This window comes from Plantactinospora mayteni, from assembly GCF_016862935.1.
Lineage (GTDB): Bacteria > Actinomycetota > Actinomycetes > Mycobacteriales > Micromonosporaceae > Plantactinospora > Plantactinospora mayteni.
Genome location: NZ_BONX01000009.1, coordinates 166837 through 185497 on the forward strand (window position 1 = coordinate 166837; position 18661 = coordinate 185497).

At 72.1% G+C, this 18661-nt stretch carries 14 protein-coding genes and 1 riboswitch; of the genes, 10 read left to right on the forward strand and 4 right to left on the reverse strand.

Features of this window, described 5'->3' with window-relative positions; translation table 11 throughout:
• Positions 1-11 precede the first annotated feature (11 nt).
• Positions 12-542 carry a LuxR family transcriptional regulator gene (locus tag Pma05_RS09050; RefSeq protein ID WP_203856870.1) on the forward strand — a complete coding sequence of 177 codons (531 nt, stop codon included), beginning with the start codon at positions 12-14 and terminating at the stop codon, positions 540-542.
• A 153-nt stretch (positions 543-695) separates the two neighbouring features.
• Here the strand turns inward: Pma05_RS09050 and Pma05_RS09055 are convergent, their stop codons facing one another.
• Positions 696-1160: a hypothetical protein gene (locus tag Pma05_RS09055; protein WP_203856871.1), complete on the reverse strand. Its 465-nt coding sequence runs from the start codon at positions 1158-1160 to the stop codon at positions 696-698.
• Positions 1161-1473: 313 nt separating this feature from the next.
• On the opposite strand from Pma05_RS09055, the gene Pma05_RS09060 reads away from it, so the two are divergent.
• Both Pma05_RS09060 and Pma05_RS09065 read left to right on the forward strand, forming a co-directional pair.
• Complete coding sequence (locus Pma05_RS09060) at positions 1474-3321, forward strand: RNA ligase family protein (protein WP_203856872.1); 1848 nt, start codon at positions 1474-1476, stop codon at positions 3319-3321.
• 2 nt (positions 3322-3323) lie between these two features.
• Positions 3324-6272, forward strand: coding sequence for a poly(A) polymerase (locus Pma05_RS09065; protein ID WP_203856873.1), 2949 nt, complete (start codon positions 3324-3326; stop codon positions 6270-6272).
• Between the two features lie 93 nt (positions 6273-6365).
• Here Pma05_RS09065 and Pma05_RS09070 read toward each other — a convergent pair whose 3' ends face one another.
• Positions 6366-7163 carry a lysophospholipid acyltransferase family protein gene (locus tag Pma05_RS09070; protein WP_203856874.1) on the reverse strand — a complete coding sequence of 266 codons (798 nt, stop codon included), beginning with the start codon at positions 7161-7163 and terminating at the stop codon, positions 6366-6368.
• Between the two features lie 195 nt (positions 7164-7358).
• Between Pma05_RS09070 and Pma05_RS09075 the strand changes: the two genes are divergently transcribed.
• From Pma05_RS09075 to Pma05_RS09085, 3 genes are all read left to right on the forward strand, one after another.
• Complete coding sequence (locus tag Pma05_RS09075) at positions 7359-8813, forward strand: cytochrome ubiquinol oxidase subunit I (RefSeq protein ID WP_203856875.1); 1455 nt, start codon at positions 7359-7361, stop codon at positions 8811-8813.
• Between the two features lie 45 nt (positions 8814-8858).
• Positions 8859-9854 carry a cytochrome d ubiquinol oxidase subunit II gene (cydB, locus tag Pma05_RS09080; protein ID WP_203856876.1) on the forward strand — a complete coding sequence of 332 codons (996 nt, stop codon included), beginning with the start codon at positions 8859-8861 and terminating at the stop codon, positions 9852-9854.
• Positions 9855-10029: 175 nt separating this feature from the next.
• On the forward strand, positions 10030-10893 hold the full coding sequence (locus Pma05_RS09085) for a siderophore-interacting protein (protein WP_203856877.1): 864 nt from the start codon (positions 10030-10032) through the stop codon (positions 10891-10893).
• 206 nt (positions 10894-11099) lie between these two features.
• Here Pma05_RS09085 and Pma05_RS09090 read toward each other — a convergent pair whose 3' ends face one another.
• Together Pma05_RS09090 and Pma05_RS09095 are read right to left on the reverse strand one after the other, a co-directional pair.
• Entirely contained in the window at positions 11100-12638 is a 1539-nt protein-coding gene (locus tag Pma05_RS09090) for a glycine hydroxymethyltransferase (protein WP_239312024.1), read from the reverse strand.
• Positions 12639-12657: 19 nt separating this feature from the next.
• Positions 12658-12748, reverse strand: a riboswitch (ZMP/ZTP riboswitch).
• Positions 12749-12797: 49 nt separating this feature from the next.
• A complete protein-coding gene (locus Pma05_RS09095; RefSeq protein ID WP_203856878.1) occupies positions 12798-13523 on the reverse strand; it encodes a hypothetical protein in 726 nt (241 codons plus the stop codon).
• Positions 13524-13758: 235 nt separating this feature from the next.
• Between Pma05_RS09095 and Pma05_RS09100 the strand changes: the two genes are divergently transcribed.
• The 4 genes from Pma05_RS09100 (at position 13759) to Pma05_RS09115 (ending at position 18096) form a co-directional block, all read left to right on the forward strand.
• Positions 13759-14487: an SDR family NAD(P)-dependent oxidoreductase gene (locus Pma05_RS09100; RefSeq protein ID WP_203856879.1), complete on the forward strand. Its 729-nt coding sequence runs from the start codon at positions 13759-13761 to the stop codon at positions 14485-14487.
• Between the two features lie 134 nt (positions 14488-14621).
• Positions 14622-15071, forward strand: coding sequence for a helix-turn-helix transcriptional regulator (locus tag Pma05_RS09105; RefSeq protein ID WP_203856880.1), 450 nt, complete (start codon positions 14622-14624; stop codon positions 15069-15071).
• A gap of 5 nt (positions 15072-15076) precedes the next feature.
• Positions 15077-15487 carry a VOC family protein gene (locus Pma05_RS09110; RefSeq protein WP_203856881.1) on the forward strand — a complete coding sequence of 137 codons (411 nt, stop codon included), beginning with the start codon at positions 15077-15079 and terminating at the stop codon, positions 15485-15487.
• Positions 15488-15720: 233 nt separating this feature from the next.
• On the forward strand, positions 15721-18096 hold the full coding sequence (locus tag Pma05_RS09115; RefSeq protein WP_203856882.1) for an ATP-binding cassette domain-containing protein: 2376 nt from the start codon (positions 15721-15723) through the stop codon (positions 18094-18096).
• Positions 18097-18661 lie beyond the last annotated feature (565 nt).

Consider the following 18661-nt stretch of genomic DNA (forward strand, 5'->3'; position numbering starts at 1 on the left):
GAGGTGCAGCGATGACCGACCCGCCACGCTACGTCGTACCGTCGGCGACCGACGCGACCACGGTGCTGCGCCGACTGGCCCGGGACGGATGGTCGACCCGGGAGGGGTTCGCCGTCGCCGAGCCCGGCTGGGACCTGGCCGCTGCCCGGCTGGTGCTGTTCGGCCGGATACCGGACGCCGAGACGGTCCGGCTGGCGATACTGGCCGCCGCCCGTGGTGCCGGGGTGGTGGCCATCGTGGACCCCGCCACCGAGCTGGGTCGGGCACTCGTCGACGACCTGAGCCGGCTCGGGCCGGTACACCGGGATCCGGACGAGGCGCCGGAGTCCGATACCGAGTCGGTGTTGAGCCGGCTGATCCCGGAGCAGCGGGCGCTGCTGGAACGGCTCGCCGACGGGGAGACCATCGCGGCCGCGGCGGCGGCGGAGTTCCTGTCGCTGCGTACCGCGAACCGGCGGATCGCCCAGGCCCGCGAGGCGCTCGGGGTGCGGACCACCCGGGAGGCCGTGCTCGCCTACCTGCGGCAGCGCCGCTCCGACTGACGGACGCGACCTTTCACGAGGGAGTGCGAAGGCGCTGTGCGGTCCGCTGGTGCACCGAGGACCTTGACTGATGGCCCATCGGCGGCGGCGACCGGGGTCGGCCCGAGAATGAACTGTGTCCATGCCGGGCCGACCCCGTCGACGCTTCGCCGGCTACCTGATTGTGATGCCGACCATGTTGATGTACGGCAGTTTGAAGTTGCCGCCGGCCGGAAGGTCGTAGCTCCACAGGCTGCCATCGGGCTGGGTGAAGTAAATGATGCACGACCATACTCCGGTGGACACACTGTGCACCCCGGCAATGTGCGCGGGGTCGAAGCCCGAGCCGGAGAACGCCTGACAATCGAAAATCGTGCCAGCACCGTACGCGATCCAGACATCGTCGACGTACGCCAGCCAGCATGGCCGGCTCCCGATGAGGACGGAGGGTCCCTCGGCAGGAAGGCTGTCGACCCGGGTGGGGCTGGGAGTCGGAGCGGTCGGAAGACCGGTGGTGATCGCAGTGCCGCGGGTGTCGTCGGGTGCCTCGGCGGCGGACGCCGGCGCGGTTATCACCAGGCTCGCCATTGTCAACGCTCCAGCCAGCGCACCCAATATCATCGCCTTCTTGAGACGCATTAGACAGACCTCCAGTAATGTGATGGTTGGATGGAGCATTTCTGCACCCGGACTCGTGGTGGATCGGGCCCGATTGATATCGAACCCGCCGCTGCTTTCAGCGCTCTGTCACAGCCCTTTCGGTGAGCGGGCGGGGCGGTGGGTCGCGGCATTCCGGCGGTGCGAACGACGATGACCTCGACGACGGCGTTGCCGGGTGACCGGGGCCGCCGAACGAACGTCCGCCAGTCCCGCCGGCCTAAATGGTTGGTCCGGGATCCTCGTGGTGCGTACCGTTTTCGATCACCAGGTCGGTCGTCGTCAGGAGCGGATCATGCGAGTGCCCTACCCTCGTACCCCGCACCTGCCCTGGTCGCCCGGAGTGGCCGCCGACGACCTGCGGGTCGGGGACCTGTCCGGCCTGCGCGGCCGGGAGGTCGTGGTGACCGAGAAACTCGACGGCGAGAACACCACCCTCTACCGGGACGGCCTGCACGCCCGCTCGCTGGACTCGGCGCACCATCCGTCCCGGGCCTGGCTGAAGGCGCTGCACGGCCGGATCGCCGCCGGACTGCCGGCCGGGTGGCGGATCTGCGGCGAGAACGTCTACGCCCGGCACTCGATCGGCTACCAGGAGCTGGCGAGCTGGTTCTACGCCTTCTCGGTCTGGGCCGGTGACCACTGCCTGGACTGGGACCGGACGGTCCGGTTCACCCGGCGGCTCGGCCTGCCGGTGCCGCCGGTGCTGTGGCGGGGCACCTTCGACGAGAAGGCGCTGCGTACGCTGCGGCTGGACCCGGCCCGGCAGGAGGGGTACGTGGTCCGGACCGTCGACGGCTTTCCCCGCGCCGAGTTCGCCGCCCGGGTCGCGAAGTGGGTACGCCGGAACCATGTCCGCACCGACGCGCACTGGATGCTTGCTCCGGTGGTACCGAACGGCCTCGGCCCGCACGCCGCGCTCTGGGAGGTGCGGTCGGGCGGCCCGGTGGACGTCCCCGCGCTACTCACCGCCACCCTCGGCGGCAACACCTCCAGCAATGGCGCCGATGCCGCCGGCCCGAGCGGTGCCGGCGGGACGGTCGAACGGGCCGAGGAGGTCGTTGCTGACGTCCGGGCCCGGCTCGACCTGTTGGGCCGCTCCGGTGACCCGCGCCTGGCCGGGGTGCTGGCCGCCCTCTTCGCCGAAACCCGCCGGTCGGGGCTGGCGGCTCACCTGGTGGCCCCGCTGGGGATGCCGCTGGCGCGCCGGGTCGCCGACCTGGTGGACCTGCACACCGGCCCGCACCGGCCGTTCCCCGACGAGGCGCGCCGGGCCGGCCTGGTCCGGCTCGCCGACGCGGTCGACATCGGTGTGCTGCACGCCGTCGCCGCTGCGGTGCTGACCGGCCGGGACGACGCCGCCACCGCCGAGGCGCGGGAGCAGGTCGCCTGGTCGGAACTGCACGCCGACGAGGCCGGCCTGCTCGGCGAGGCGCCACTGCGACCGCTGCGGGCCGAACTGCGTACGGCGTTGCGCGGGTGCGACCCGGAGGCGGCGGACCGGTGCTGGGCCGAGGCACGCCAGGCGTACGCGGACGGCCGGATCGGCGTACCCGAGGAGGCGCCGGCCGCGACCTGGCGGTGGCGGTCGGGGCACTTTCCCCGGCTCGTGCTGATGGCCGGGCCGGCCGGCAGCGGCAAGAGCAGCTTCGCGCAGCGCCTGCCGGGCGTCGACGGGATCGTCTCGCTCGACGAGCTGCGCCAGGCCCGGGGGTCCCGCGCCGACCAGCGGGCGAACGCGGCGGTGCTGCGTACCGGCCTGGACCGGCTCGACACGCTGCTGGCCGGCGGCGGGACGGTCGTCTGGGACGCGACCGCGCTGAACCGGCAGCAGCGTTCCCTGGTGCATGCCGTGGCCGGCCGCCGCGACGCGCTGACCACGCACGCGGTCCTGCTGGTCCCGGACGACCTGCTGGAGCGGCGCAACGCCGACCGGACGTACCCGGTGCCGGCGGAGGTGCTCGCCGGACAGCTTCGCCGGTTCCGCCCGCCGCTGCCCGGCGAGGCGCACCGCACCTGGTACGTCGGCCCGGACGGCACGGTCGGGGACGTCGCCGGCAGCCTCGCCGACGAGGAGCCGGAGATCCCGGTCGAGGGCGGCTCCGTGCGCGACGGGACACCCGTGTTCGGTGAGGTGGGTTGAGGGTGCGGACCAGCGAGGAGATCTACCACCGGATCCGCTGGGATCCGCGCTTCGACCCGGCCCGGTTCGTGCTCGGGGTCAACGTCCGGGGTACCGATCCGAAGCGGGTGCCGTTGCCCGCGTTCACGCCCGGCGGCGACATCCCGTGGCACCGGGTGCTGTTCATCGAGGCGGACGGCGAGGTGGTCTGGGACCGGGCCGCCGGCCTGGACCGGATCGACTCGGCCCGGCTGGGCCTCAGCCGCCGCCCCCGGCTGCTCCGGGCACCGTCGTTCACCGCCGGTACGCCGTTCCGGTGGTCGGCCGGGCCGGGCGGCGACCAGTCCGGCGTACCGGCCGACGGCTGGCACGCCGCGCCCGCGCCGCCCGGCGCCGTGGCGCTGCCCGGCCCGGCCCGGCTGCGGGTGCTGACCTGGAACACCCTCTGGGACCGGTACGACAGCGACCGGATCGACACCGCCCGGCGTCGACCGCTGCTGCTGGCCGCGCTCGAACACGCCGACGCGGACGTGATCGCCCTCCAGGAGGTCGAAGCCGACCTGCTGCGCCTGCTGCTGCGCGCCCCGTGGGTGCATGCCGGCTACACGCTCGGCACCGACCCGACCGGCCGGGACGTCGACGCCACCGGGCTGCTGCTGCTCAGCCGGCTGCCGGTCCGGGAGGCGGGCCGGCACCTGCTCGGCCCGCACAAGGCGGTCGCGGCGATCACCGTGGAGTCCGCCGCTGGGCCGGTGGTGGTGGCCGGTACCCACCTGACCAGCGACCACACCGACGGCGGGGCGGCCCGGCGGCAGGTCGAACTGGCCCGGCTCGCCGAGGCGCTGGCCGGGATCGACGGCCCGGTGGTACTGGTCGGCGACTTCAACGACGGCGGAACCGGCCCCGGCGTACTACCCGAGGTGCGGGACGCCTGGTCCGACGTGCACGGGTCCGACGACTGGACGCCGACCTTCGATCCGCTGGTCAACCCGTTGGCGGCCGTCTCGTCACTGTCCGGCCGGGCGGCCCGGCTCGACCGGGTACTGCTGCGCGGCACCGGGTTGCGGGCCGAGGCCGCCGTCCTGCTCGGCGACGCCCCGGCCTCCGTCGACGGACTGTTCGTGTCGGACCACTACGGCGTCGCCGTGGACATCGTCGTCGACGGCTCGGCCGACCCCGCCGACGTACCCGCCGACCCGGCCCCGCCCACCGGAGTCGACGCCTCGCCGACGGCGCGTACGGCGGTCGCCTGGATCCCGCCCCGCTCCTGCTGGCCGGCGATCGACGAGATCCGCCGCCGGTACGACCCGCAGGTCGACCGCTGGCCGCCACACGTCAACCTGCTCTTCGGCTTCGTGCCGGAGTCCACCTTCGCGCAGGCGGCGCCCCGGCTGGCCGAGGTGGCCGCCGGCATCGCCCCGTTCCCCGCCCGGCTGGCCGGGGTGCGCAGCTTCGCCCACCGCGACGACAGCACGGTCTGGCTCGACCCGTCGGCGGCCGGCGCACAGCCGTGGACCGCACTCCACACCGCGCTGGAGCGGGCCTTTCCGCAGTGTCGGGGACGCGCCGACGGCTACCTGCCGCACCTGACCCTTGGCCGGGTGCCGGCTCCGGAACGGCTGACCGCCGAGCTCGCCACCCGGCTCGGCGAGATCTCGACGCAGGTGGGTGAGCTGGTTCTGCTCTCCCGCCGGGGCACCGAGCCGATGCGGCCCCGCGCGGCGATCACGCTCGGCACCGGCGAACTCCGCTGGCTCGACGCCGATCCGTCCCGGCCGGCCGCGACCGTACCGGAGGAGTCGCCGTCCGACCCGCTGACCCGGCAGGTGGTGGCGCGGCTGCGAGACGTCCTGCCGGCGGCGGTGGTGCACGTCGTCGGGTCGCGGCGGCTCGGCTGCGCCCTGCCCGGCGCCGACCTGGACCTGGTGCTGGCGCTACCGGGGGTGGTCGAACTGTCGGCGGTCGAGGCCCGGGTGCGGGCCGGACTGCCGGCCGCGACCGGGCTGCGCCAGGTGCTCGGTGCCCGGGTGCCGGGGCTGCGGCTGCGCGTCGGCGACCGGGACGTCGACCTCGTGGTGGTCGCCACAGGGGACGTCCCGGTCACGGCGGCGGTGACCCGCCGGGCCGAGTTGGGCGCGGCGGCGGCGGTCGCGCTGAGCGCGGTCAGCGACGCCGAGGAACTGCTCGCGGCGGTACCCGCGCACCGGTCCGCGTTCGTCGGGCTGGCCCGGCAGGTGAAGGCGTGGGCGCGGGTACGCGGACTCGACTCGGCGCCGTTCGGCGGACTCCCCGGGCTGGCCTGGACGGTGCTGGCGGCTCGCACGGTACGCCGGGCCGGCGACCTTTCCCCGGTTCCGCTGCTCCGGCAGTTCTTCGCCGACTGGGCGGCCTGGGACTGGCGCGACCCGATCGCCCTGCACCCGCCGGCCGCCCCCGCCGAACCGGGCGGCTCACCGGCCCCGGCACCGGTCGACGACGACACCGATCCGCCGGTACAGATCATGACGCCCAGCGCACCGGTCCGGTCCTGCTCCGAACAGGTCTCCGCCGCCGGCCGCGACCTGCTGACCCGGGAGCTGTACGCCGGGTGGGAACTCCTCGACGCGGCCGGAGCCGCCCCGGAGCCGGTTCCCGGGCTGTTGTCGCCGCCACCGCTGCACCGCCGGCATGCCGCCTGGGCCGTACTGACCGTACGGGCGGTCCGGGGCGAGGCGTTCAGCGTGACGCTCGGCCGGGTGCGGGGCCGGATCCGTGCCCTGCTCAGCGCCGTGCAGCGGGCCGGCTCGGCAGAGCCGCACGCCTGGCCGCGCCCGTTCGAGCGCACCGCCGAGCTGACCCGGTACGCGATCGGCCTCGGTCCGACGCCGCCGGATCGGGCCCGGCTCGCCGAGGCGACCGCGACCTGGACGACGGGACTGCCCGGCACCACCGTCGAGTGGCTGCCCGGCGGCGACGTACCGACCCTGCCGTAACCCAGACCCGCCACACCCGAGAGAGCTTCTCCAGGAGCCTGGAAGGGGGTCCTTCAGGACCGCCCGTCGCGCGCCGGAGGACACCTGCCCGGTTCAGGTGCCGGCCGTGCTGTCGGGGTGCCTGCGGCGGTGCTGCCGACGGATCTCGGTGGGCCGGGTCGGGTCGACGTACCGGGGCCGGTCGGGTTCGTCGGGGCGCAGCGGTGCCAGGGTGACGGTGAGCGCCTCGATGATCGCGTCGGTGGCCCGGGCGGCGGCGCCGGGGCTGGCCGGGTCGATCCCGGTCAGGTCGACCGGCGGGCCGAAGTGCACCCGGATCACCGGCCGGCGGAGCATCGCCCGGCCGACCGACCGGAGCATTCCGGTCGGCGCCGCGTACGGCAGCACCTCGTGCGCGCCCCACTGGGCGACCGGCACGACGGTGGCGCCACTGGCGAAGGCGAGCCGGGCGGTGCCGGTCTTGCCCCGCTCGGGCCACATGCCGGGGTCGAGTCCCATCCGCCCCTCCGGATAGACCAGCACCACCGAGCCCTGGGCGACGGCCACCGCCGCGTGCTCCAGGGCGAGTCCGACGCTCGGGGTACGCCGGTCGACCCGGATGTGTCCGCTGGCCCGCATCGCGGAGCCGACGATCGGGGCCCGGAACACCCCGCCGGTGGCCATGATCCGGGGCGCGATCCGGCGTACCCGGCAGGCGGCGGTCAGCACCACCGGGTCGAACGGGTTGATGTGGTTGGCAGCCAGGATCAGCGGCCCGTGCCGCAGGTCGTCCGGTACGTCGCCGGTGACCCGCAGCCGGGCGAGCAGCCCGACCACGCCCCGGGCGAGTACCTGGAGGAAGAGCCAGAAGCGGGGGGCGCGCCAGGGTGCGGCGGTGGTGGTGGTCTCCATCAGCGGTCGATCGTCGCACGGGCCGCCCGCCGACCGGGGGTGGGGCGGGGGTGTCGCGCCGGCCAGGACGCGTGCACCGCCGACGACCGCACAACGACTCGGGTGCCCGGCGGACGTGATCGACCTCCCAGCACCATCGTCTACGACGGCAGGTAGTATTTACTACGTCCGGTAGTAAATACCTGGGGGTTTGCCGTGGACGCGCTCGACGTCGCCCGGTGGCAGTTCGGTGTCACCACCGTCTACCACTTCCTCTTCGTACCGCTGACCATCGGGTTGTCGGTGCTCGTCGCGATCCTGCAAACCCGCTGGCATCGGACAGGGGAGCTGCGCTACCTGCGGCTGACCAAGTTCTACGGCAAGCTCTTCCTGATCAACTTCGCGATGGGCGTGGTCACCGGCATCGTGCAGGAGTTCCAGTTCGGGATGAACTGGAGCGACTACTCCCGCTTCGTCGGCGACGTCTTCGGCGCCCCGCTGGCCATCGAGGCCCTGCTCGCCTTCTTCCTCGAATCCACCTTCCTCGGCCTGTGGATCTTCGGCTGGGACCGGCTGCCCCGGCGGATCCACCTGGCCACCATCTGGGCCGCCGCGATCGGCTCGACGCTGAGCGCGTACTTCATCCTGGCCGCGAACTCCTGGATGCAGAACCCGGTCGGCTACCGGATCAACCCCGACACCGGCCGGGCCGAACTCACCGACATCGTCGCCGTACTCACCAACAAGGTCACCCTGGTCACCTTCCCGCACACCCTCGCCGGCTGCTTCCTGGTCGCCGGGGCGCTGATGGTCTCGATCGCCCTCTGGCACCTGCGCCGCCCGTCCGGGAAGAAGGCCGACAGCGGCAGCCAGCAGAGCGCGGCGGCGGGGGAGGACCGCGCCGCGTTCCGGTTCGCCGCCCGGTTCGGCGCCTGGGTCACCCTCGCCGCCGCGGTCGCCGTCGTCGTCACCGGCGACCTGCAAGGCAAGATCATGACGCAGGTGCAGCCGATGAAGATGGCCGCCGCCGAGGCGCTCTACACCACCGAGCAGCCCGCCTCGTTCTCCGTACTCACCGTCGGCAGCCTGGACGGCAGCCGGGAACTCTTCGCCATCAAGATCCCGTACCTGCTCTCGGTGCTCGGCACCGGTGACCCGAACGGCCAGGTCCGGGGCATCAACGACCTCCAGGCCCAGTACGTCGCCCAGTACGGCCCCGGCAGCTACACCCCGATCATCCCGGTGACCTACTGGAGCTTCCGATTCATGATCGGCTTCGGGTTGGCCGCCGCAGCCATCGCGCTCTGGGTGCTCTGGGCACAGCGCCGTGGGCGTACCCCGAATTCTCGCTGGCTGGTCCGGGCCGGCCTGGTCATGCCGGTCCTGCCGCTCGCCGCGAACTGCTTCGGCTGGATCTTCACCGAGATGGGCCGGCAGCCGTGGGTCGTCTTCGGCGAGATGCTCACCCGCGACGGCGTCTCCCGCAGCGTCTCCCTCGCCGAGGTGATCACCTCGTTCACCGCCTTCACCCTGGTCTACGCCACCCTCGCCATCGTCGAGGTCCGGCTGCTGATCCGGTACGCCCGCGCCGGCCTGCCGGACACCGCACCACCCGCCGAACCGGACCCCGACACCGACGACGAGAACCGCCCCCTCGCCTTCGCCTACTGACCGGCGCCCGCAGCCCGAACCCCCACCGACCCGACGGAGTCCACGATGGACCTGCCCACCTTCTGGTTCCTGCTCATCGCCGTGCTCTTCACCGGCTACTTCATCCTGGAGGGCTTCGACTTCGGCGTCGGCATCCTGCTGCCGGTACTCGGCCGCGACGACCGGGAACGCCGGGTGCTGATCAACACCATCGGGCCGGTCTGGGACGGCAACGAGGTCTGGCTGATCACCGCCGCCGGTGGCCTCTTCGCCGCCTTCCCCGGCTGGTACGCCAGCCTCTTCTCCGGCTTCTACCTGCCGTTCCTGCTCGTGCTGCTCGCCCTGATCTTCCGGGGCGTCGCCTTCGAATACCGACACAAGCGCCCCGAGGCCCGCTGGAAGGCCCGCTGGGATCTCGCCATCTTCCTCGGCTCGCTGATCCCGGCCGCGCTGTGGGGAGTCGTCCTCGGCAACCTGCTGCGCGGCGTACCGCTGGACGCCCGACACGACTACACCGGCGGCCTGCTCGACCTGCTCAACCCGTACGCCCTGCTCGGCGGGGTGACCACGACGGCGCTGTTCGTCACGCACGGCGCCGTCTTCCTCGCGCTGAAGACCACCGGCGAGATCCGGACCCGGGCCGGCCGGCTCGCCGCCCGGGCCGGCACGGCCACCGCCGCCGTCACCGCCGCGTTCCTGGCCGTCGGCCTGACCATCCGGCACACCCCGGCCGCCGTCGGGCTCGCCGTGGCCGCCGCCGTCGCCCTGGCCGGCACGCTGGTCGCCACCCGGGTACGCCGGGAGGGCTGGGCCTTCGTCGGTACCGCCGCCGCGATCGGGCTGACCGTCGCCGCCCTGTTCGCCGCGCTCTTCCCGACCGTGCTGCCGTCCACCACCGACCCGGCCGGCACCCTCACCGTCGACAACGCCGCCTCCAGCGCCTACACCCTGAAGGTGATGACCTGGGTGGCCGTCTTCTTCACCCCCGTCGTCCTCGCCTACCAGGGCTGGACCTACTGGGTGTTCCGCAGGCGGATCGGGGTCGCCAACATCCCGCGATGACCACCCGCCGACGGCCACCACCGTGATGCCTACCGCAAGTTGAGACTTTCCAAGCCGTCGACCGGTGCTGGCCACACCAGCCCGCGCACAAAGTCTCATGAAGGACTTCAATGAAACAATTGAAGCGAAAGGCTCACCCAGGGCATCGACTTCTCGTAACCTTCGGAGGCCCCCGATGGGACCACTGCCGATCCGGTTCATCCGGGTCGCCGACGTCGCCCGGATCACGCCGCGGATGGCTCGGATCACCTTCACCGGCGACGACCTCGGCGACCTCCACCTCGACGGACCCGACCAGCAGGTGAAGCTCTACTTCCCGAGGCCGGGGCAGCGCCGCCCCCGGCTGCCCGACCCCGACCCCGACCTCTGGCGCTGGTACGCCGGCTTCGCCGACATCCCCGCACCCGACCGCCCCTGGACCCGCAGCTACACCATCCGGGCACACCACCCGCACGGGAACCTGATCGACATCGACTTCACCCTGCACGAGCACGCCGGCCCCGCCACCCGGTGGGCACAGTCCGCCACCCCCGGCGACACCCTCGGCATGTTCGGCCCGTCCGCGGTCTTCGCCCGCCCCGTCCCGATCGGCAGCACCGACTGGATGCTGCTCGCCGGCGACGAGTCGGCGCTCCCGGCGATCGGCACCATCGTCGAGGCGCTGCCCGCCGGCGCCCACGCACACGCCTTCGTCGAGCTCCCCGACCCGGCCGAGGAGCAGCACTTCGACACCCCGGCCGCGCTCACCCTGCACTGGCTGCACCGTGGCGACCCGCCGACCGCGCACGGCAGCCGGCTGCTCGACGCCGTACGCGCCGCGGCCTTCCCGGTCGGCTCCGTCTTCGCCTGGCTGGCCGGCGAGGCCGGCACCGTACGCGCCCTGCGCCGGCACCTCGTCGACGACCGGGGCCTGCCGAAACAGTCGATCGACTTCACCGGCTACTGGCGGCGGAACCTGACCCAGGACGACGACCCGACCGACGAGGACCTCGCCGAGGCACGCGAACGCCTCGCCGACGCCGCCGCGCCCACCGGGTGACCTCCACACCCTCGGGTGCCGGCCCCACCCCTGGGACCGGCGCCCGACCCGGCGGCGGCACCCCGACGACGAGCCCGCCAAGCGGCACCCGACCAAGCGGGACCCGGCCCACGGTTGCGGGCCGTCGACCTGAGCCGGCTCGACCTGAGCCGGCTCGGCTTCGGGCCGGACGTCGCGGGCCCGGCCGGATCACCGGCGAGCCGGAATCAGCCCAGGTCGACCACCGGATACAGCGGATAGTCCGCCAACAGGTCGGCGGCCTGCCCGGCCACCCGCTCCGCCACCGCCCGGTCCAGCACGTACCGCGCCTTCGACGGCGCACCGTCCGGGCCGACCCCCGGCCGGATCGCCGACAACACCGTGTGCAGCAGCCCGGCGACGTCGTCCATCTCCGCCACCCCGAGCCCCCGGGTCGTCAACGCCGGCGTACCGAGCCGCACCCCGGAGGTGTACCAGGCGCCGTTCGGGTCCCGGGGCACCGAATTGCGGTTCGTCACGATGCCGGCGTCCAAGAGCGCCGCCTCGGCCTGCCGCCCCGTCAGTCCGTACCCCGACACGTCCACCAGCAGCAGATGGTTGTCCGTACCCCCGGTCACCAGCCGCGCCCCGCGCCGCGACAGCCCCTCCGCCAGGGCCACCGCGTTCTCCACCACCCGACCCGCGTACGCCGCGAACTCCGGCCGCCGCGCCTCCGCCAACGCGACCGCCTTGCCGGCCATCACGTGCGGCAACGGGCCACCGAGCACCATCGGACAACCCCGGTCCACCTGGTCGGCCAACTCCGGCCCGCACAACACCATGCCACCGCGCGGGCCCCGCAACGACTTGTGCGTCGTCGTGGTCACGATCTGCGCGTACGGCACCGGATCGAAGTCACCGGCGAACACCTTCCCGGCCACCAGCCCGGCGAAGTGCGCCATGTCGACCAGCAGCGTCGCACCGACCTCGTCGGCGATCTCCCGCATCAGCCGGAAATTCACCCGCCGCGGATACGCCGAATAGCCGGCCATCAGGATCAGCGGCCGGAACTCCCGGGCAATCCGGCGCACCTCGTCGTAGTCGAGCAGACCCGTCTCCGGATCGGTCCCGTAACTACGCTGGTCGAACATCTTGCCGGAGATGTTCGGCCGGAAGCCGTGCGTCAGATGCCCACCCGCATCCAGCGACATGCCCAACATCCGCTGGTCACCCAGCTCCCGACGCAGCACCGCCCAGTCCTGGTCGGTCAGCTCGTTCACCTGCCGGACCCCGGCCCGGCGCAATGCCGGCGACTCCACCCGGTCGGCCAGTACCGCCCAGAACGCCACCAGGTTCGCGTCGATCCCCGAGTGCGGCTGCACGTACGCGTGCGCTGCCCCGAACAACTCCCGGGCATGCTCCGCCGCGATCGACTCCACCGTGTCGACGTTGCGGCAACCGGCGTAGAACCGGCGGCCGACCGTGCCCTCCGCGTACTTGTCGCTGAGCCAGTTACCCATCGCCAGCAGCACCGCCGGAGACGCGTAGTTCTCCGAGGCGATCAACTTCAACGACTCGCGCTGGTCGGCCAGCTCCGCGCCGATCGCGTCCGCGATCCGGGGCTCGACCGCCCGTACCACGTCCAACGCGGCGCGGAACGCCACCGACTCGGTCGACCCCGTCTTCGCGGACTCCGTGGCTGGCGTGGCCTTCGCGGCAGTTCCGGTCTTCGCCGTCGTCGTGGTCATCGCTGCCGTCGTGCCGAGCGGGGACACCTGATTCGCCATGCAAGCCTCCTGGGCAGGGAAAAGCGGCCCAGGCGCACGGCACACGTCACTCGACGGGACCGCTTCCCGATGGTTGACCCCATCCCAGCACGCCAGTCACGGTCCGGGCCGAGCGTACCAACCCGCCCGGCCCGCAGCGACCAACCACGCCAACCCGGCTCAGCCCGCGTCGCGCAGCTCCGCCAACCGCGCCTCGATCTCCGCCAGCTCGGCCCGCAACTTCTCCGCCTGCTGCTCGGCCTCCCGCCGCTCCACCGCCATGATCTGCTCCACCGCCTCGTGCACCCCGGGGACGTCGATCAACGCCACCATCTTCAGCGCCTCGGCCGGCTTGATCACGTACGGCTTCGCCAGCGACTTCGTACCCTGCGTCGCCGCCAACGTCCACTCGCCGTCCACGTACGTCAGGGTGACCGTCAACGCCGCCGGACCCTTCGGCTTCACCGCCTTCGTCGCCCGACGGGCCGGCCTCGCCTCACCCTCGCCCTCACCGTCGGCCGGACGGGCCGGGGGAGTGTCCACTGCGGTCACTGTTGCCTCCTCGCGGGGCGCCGGAACCGGCTCCCTGACAATCTTGAACTCTGGTTCGGCGGCCGGCTCGGGCTCCGGCTCCGGCTTTGCCGCCGGCCGCCGCGTCGCACCCTTCGGCGCAACGGCCAGGTCGGTGGGGGAGAAGGGCAACTCGTCCCGGCCGAACCGGACCACCACCCACTCCTCGGACACCTCCGGATCGGTCAACTCCACCACCTGACCGAGCTGACCGGCAATCTGCCCCGCCGCCTCGGTGAACATCACCTTCGGCTTGCGACCACCCGCCAACGCGTCCCTGATGTGCTGTAACTCCTCGGTGGACAACCCCTGTTCAGCAGTACGCGCGGCAGCCATCGGATCCCTCTTCCGTACACCTGTTTGATTCATGACTTACTACCAGGCCGACCCGACAACGTCGAGACGGACACACCGGTCCGAGATCAACAAAACCAGGTCCCGATCCCGACCGGCCCGCCGCACCCACACGTGGCAAGATCCCCAGCTACCGGACTCGCGTGGACAACCCCGCGACACCGGCACCGCCGGCCCGGGCACCACCGCGCAGGCGACAACCGAGGGGGAGAGGCCCATGACTCCGTTGACGGTGGTGACCGGCGGCGGCCGGGGTATCGGCGCCGCGACCGTACGACAACTCGCCACCGCCGGACACGACGTGGTCTTCTGCTACCGCCGCGACACCGACGCCGCCGACGCCGTACTCCGCGACATCACCGCCGCCGGACGCCGGGGCCTGGCCGTCCGCGCCGACACCACCGACCCCGACCAGGTGGCACGACTCTTCGACGAGGCCGGGAAGCTCGGCGAACCCACCGGCCTGGTCAACAACGCCGGAGTGACCAGCCCGATCGGCCCGTTCGCGGAGCTGACCGTCACCGACCTGCGCCGCGTCGTCGACGTCAACCTCATCGGGTACGTCCTCTGCGCCCAACAGGCCGCCCGCCGGTTCGCGTCCGGCGGGGCGATCGTCAACGTCTCCTCGGCGGCGGCCACCCTCGGCAGCCCCGGCGAATACGTGCACTACGCCGCCGTCAAGGCCGCCACCGACACCCTCACCGTCGGCCTGGCCAAGGAACTCGCCCCCCGAGGCATCCGGGTCAACGCCGTCTCACCCGGCATCGTCGACACCGAACTCCACATCATCTCCGGGGTACCCGACCGGGCCCGGCAGGCCGCCGGCCGGATCCCGCTCGGCCGCGCCGGCCGGGCCGACGAGATCGCCGCCGCGGTCGTCTGGCTACTCGGCGACGGCGCCTCCTACACCACCGGCGCGGTACTCCGGGTCGCCGGCGGCCTGTAGCAGCACCACCGCCCCCGGCACCGTCCGTCGTGCGCTGCCGGAGTGCGACACCGCCGAGGGGGCTGACACGTAGACGCCAGCCGGGGCGCCGGCGGCGCTGGGCAACGTCGGCCCGGTATGGCACCATCTCGCAGGTGACCAGCACATCCGCCGAGGCACAGCACCTGCGCGATCTCGCGCGGCTGCGCCGCGTCCGCGACCGGATCGACCGGGAACACGCCCGGCCGCTCGACGTCGAGGCGCTCGCCCGCGGCGTGAACATGTCCGCCGGGCACCTCAGCCGCCAGTTCCGGCTCGCCTACGGGGAGTCCCCGTACGCCTACCTGATGACCCGGCGCATCGAGCGCGCCATGGCACTGCTGCGTCGTGGCGACCTCAGCGTCACCGAAGTCTGTTTCGCGGTCGGCTGCTCGTCGCTGGGCACCTTCAGCACCCGCTTCACCGAGCTGGTCGGCGTGCCACCGAGCACCTACCGGGCCCAGGCAGCGCACGCGACCGCCGAGATGCCGCCGTGCGTCGCGAAACAGGTGACCAGACCGATCAGGAATCGAGAAGCGCGGGTCAGCGAGCCGCAACTAGCGTGATGGCCATGGACATCACCATTCACGCGGCCTTCCTCCCGCAGACCGACCCGGACGCCGCCCTGGCCTTCTACCGCGACGCCCTCGGCTTCGAGGTCCGCAACGACGTCGGCTACGCCGGCATGCGCTGGATCACCGTCGGTCCGGTCAAGCAGCCGGAAACCTCCATCGTCCTGCACCCGCCGGCCGCCGATCCCGGCATCAGCGAAGACGAGCGCCGCACCATCCTCGAACTGATCGCCAAGGGCACCTACACCGCCATCACCCTGGCCACCGAGGACCTCGACGGCGTCTTCGACCGGCTACAGGCCAGCGGCGCCGACGTCGTCCAGGAGCCGACCGAGCAGCCGTACGGGATCCGCGACTGCGCGTTCCGCGATCCTGCCGGCAACCTGATCCGGATCAACCAGCTCCGCTGACCCGCGCCGTTCACCCCGATCGCGTCCGGGAAGTCGACGCAGTCCCGGAATCGCCACCGAACCGTCCCGGATCACCGCCACCACCCGACCAGGTGGACACGCGTACCGTTGTCGCGACCGCCGACGAGAGACAACCCGACATACTGCCCGAACTCGGTCAGATCGCGCCAGGCGACGCCCGACGGGAGACCGCGAAGACGGCCCCGCCAGAACAAGATGGAGACACGACAAGCATGGCCCCGAGGACGGACACCCAGTCGCCCGCGCCGCACGTCGCGGACAGCCACGATCTGATCCGCGTGCACGGCGCCCGGGAGAACAACCTCAAGGACGTCAGCGTCGAGATCCCGAAGCGCCGGCTGACGGTCTTCACCGGCGTCTCCGGCTCGGGCAAGAGCTCGCTGGTGTTCGGCACGATCGCCGCAGAGTCGCAGCGCATGATCAACGAGACCTACAGCACCTTCGTGCAGGGCTTCATGCCCACGCTGGCCCGGCCCGAGGTCGACGTACTCGACGGCCTGACGACCGCGATCATCGTCGACCAGGAGCGGATGGGCGCCGACCCCCGCTCCACGGTCGGTACCGCCACCGACGCCAACGCCATGCTGCGCATCCTGTTCAGCCGGCTCGGCGAGCCACACATCGGCTCACCCAGCGCGTTCTCCTTCAACGTCGCCTCGGTCCGGGCCAGCGGTGCGATCACGGTCGCCGGCAAGACCACGAAACAGACCTACAGCCGCACCGGCGGCATGTGCCCGCGCTGCGAAGGCCGAGGCAAGATCTCCGACATCGACCTCAGCCAGCTCTACGACGACTCCAAGTCGATCGCCGAGGGCGCCTTCACCATCCCCGGCTGGAAGTCGGACAGCTGGTGGACCGTAGGGATCTACGCCCAGTCGGGCTTCCTCGACCCGCACAAGCCGATCCGCACGTTCAGCAAGCAGGAGATGCAGGACTTCCTCTACCGGGAGCCGACCAAGGTGAAGGTCGAGGGCGTCAACCTCACGTACGAGGGGCTGATTCCCAAGATCCAGAAGTCGTTCCTGTCCAAGGACCGCGAGGCGATGCAGCCGCACATCCGGGCATTCGTGGACCGGGCGGTCACCTTCACCAACTGCCCCGAATGCGGCGGCACCCGGCTCAGCGAAGCCGCCCGGTCGTCACGGGTCAAGGGCGTCAACATCGCCGAGGCGTGCGCGATGCAGATCAGCGACCTGGCCGCATGGGTCCGCAGCCTCGACGAGCCGTCGGTGGCACCACTGCTCACCACACTGGGGCAGACCCTCGACGCGTTCGTCGAGATCGGGCTCGGCTACCTCTCCCTCGACCGGCCGTCGGGCACCCTCTCCGGCGGCGAGTCGCAACGCACCAAGATGATCCGCCACCTCGGCTCCTCGCTCACCGACGTCACCTACGTCTTCGACGAACCCACCATCGGCCTGCACCCGCACGACATCCAGCGGATGAACGACCTGCTGCTGCGGCTGCGCGACAAGGGCAACACCGTACTCGTCGTAGAACACAAGCCGGAGACGATCACGATCGCCGATCACGTCGTCGACCTCGGCCCCGGCGCCGGTACCGGAGGCGGCACCGTCTGCTACGAGGGCACCGTCGACGGACTCCGGACCAGCGGCACCATCACCGGCCGACACCTCGACGACCGGGCCACCCTCAAGAAAACGGTCCGGAAACCCACCGGCCAGCTTCCGATCCGGGGCGCGACCGCGAACAACCTGCGCGACATCGACGTCGACATCCCACTCGGGGTACTGGCCGTCGTCACCGGCGTCGCCGGCTCCGGCAAGAGCACGCTCGTGCACGGCTCGATCCCGGCCGGCGCCGGTGTGGTCTCGATCGACCAGGGCGCCATCCGCGGCTCACGACGCAGCAACCCGGCCACGTACACCGGGCTGCTCGACCCGATCCGCAAGGCGTTCGCGAAGGCCAACGGCGTGAAGCCGGCGCTGTTCAGCGCCAACTCCGAAGGCGCCTGCCCCAACTGCAACGGCGCCGGCGTCATCTACACCGACCTGGCGATGATGGCCGGCGTCGCCACCACCTGCGAGGAGTGCGAGGGGAAGCGGTTCGAGGCATCGGTACTCGAATACCACCTCGGCGGTCGCGACATCAGCGAGGTACTCGCGATGTCGGTCAGCGAGGCCGAGGAGTTCTTCGGCACCGGTGCGGCACGCACCCCGGCCGCGCACGCCATCCTGCACCGGCTCGCCGACGTCGGACTCGGCTACCTCAGCCTCGGCCAGCCGCTCACCACGCTCTCCGGCGGCGAGCGGCAGCGGCTCAAGCTGGCCACCCACATGGCCGAAAAGGGCGGCGTCTACGTCCTCGACGAGCCGACCGCCGGCCTGCACCTCGCCGACGTCGAGCAGCTACTCGGCCTGCTCGACCGGCTCGTCGACTCCGGCAAGTCGGTCATCGTCGTCGAGCACCACCAGGCGGTCATGGCACACGCCGACTGGATCATCGACCTCGGTCCCGGCGCCGGCCACGACGGCGGCCGGATCGTCTTCGAGGGCACACCCGCCGACCTCGTCACCGCCCGCTCCACCCTCACCGGCCAGCACCTCGCGGCCTACGTCGGCCGCTGACCGACCCACTCACGGACCGTGAGACGAACCCGACACAGGTCCTGACCAGGGCGATCTTCGACATGCGCCGACGTCGATGATTCGGCTGGGGTGCCCGGGGGAGTCACGCGCCGGTCGTCGTCACGGTGGTGCTCGATCCGGCAGGGAGGACCCGGGCGCCCGGCGATGACGGCCGCCGGTTTCGGCGCGGTGAGCCGTCCGGGCAGGTCTGCCGAACTCGCGGCCCGGGTGCCGACCGGCGCGGCCAAGCCTCGCGCGCGCCGGTCGGACGTCGCCGAGCGGTTGTCAGAGGTGCCGCGAGGGGCTGGGACGAGTCCAGTCGTGTCCCGTCCAGTTGGACTCTCGCCCGGGTTCTGTCAGGTCGATAATCTACATTATGTCAACTAGTCACCCTCGGGGGTGCGGTGATGCCGGGTGGGAGAAGGTCCTCGGTTGTCCCGCCCGGCATCGCTCGGCCCGTCGGAGGTTCGCGAGTTGGCGGTACATGGGCGTGTGGGACTGGCCGGCCGACGTCGACCTGACGGCGACGGGCTGGGCTGTGGCTGGTCGGGTGCTGGAGTGATCG

Bases quoted from the DNA above. Each gene is read 5' to 3' on its own strand.
- Pma05_RS09050 (WP_203856870.1), top strand. From the start codon at position 12: ATGACCGACCCGCCACGCTACGTCGTACCGTCGGCGACCGACGCGACC.
- Pma05_RS09055 (WP_203856871.1), bottom strand. From the start codon at position 1,160: ATGCGTCTCAAGAAGGCGATGATATTGGGTGCGCTGGCTGGAGCGTTG.
- Pma05_RS09060 (WP_203856872.1), top strand. From the start codon at position 1,474: ATGCGAGTGCCCTACCCTCGTACCCCGCACCTGCCCTGGTCGCCCGGA.
- Pma05_RS09070 (WP_203856874.1), bottom strand. From the start codon at position 7,163: ATGGAGACCACCACCACCGCCGCACCCTGGCGCGCCCCCCGCTTCTGG.
- cydB (WP_203856876.1), top strand. From the start codon at position 8,859: ATGGACCTGCCCACCTTCTGGTTCCTGCTCATCGCCGTGCTCTTCACC.
- Pma05_RS09085 (WP_203856877.1), top strand. From the start codon at position 10,030: ATGGGACCACTGCCGATCCGGTTCATCCGGGTCGCCGACGTCGCCCGG.
- Pma05_RS09090 (WP_239312024.1), bottom strand. From the start codon at position 12,638: ATGGCGAATCAGGTGTCCCCGCTCGGCACGACGGCAGCGATGACCACG.
- Pma05_RS09095 (WP_203856878.1), bottom strand. From the start codon at position 13,523: ATGGCTGCCGCGCGTACTGCTGAACAGGGGTTGTCCACCGAGGAGTTA.
- Pma05_RS09100 (WP_203856879.1), top strand. From the start codon at position 13,759: ATGACTCCGTTGACGGTGGTGACCGGCGGCGGCCGGGGTATCGGCGCC.
- Pma05_RS09110 (WP_203856881.1), top strand. From the start codon at position 15,077: ATGGACATCACCATTCACGCGGCCTTCCTCCCGCAGACCGACCCGGAC.
- Pma05_RS09115 (WP_203856882.1), top strand. From the start codon at position 15,721: ATGGCCCCGAGGACGGACACCCAGTCGCCCGCGCCGCACGTCGCGGAC.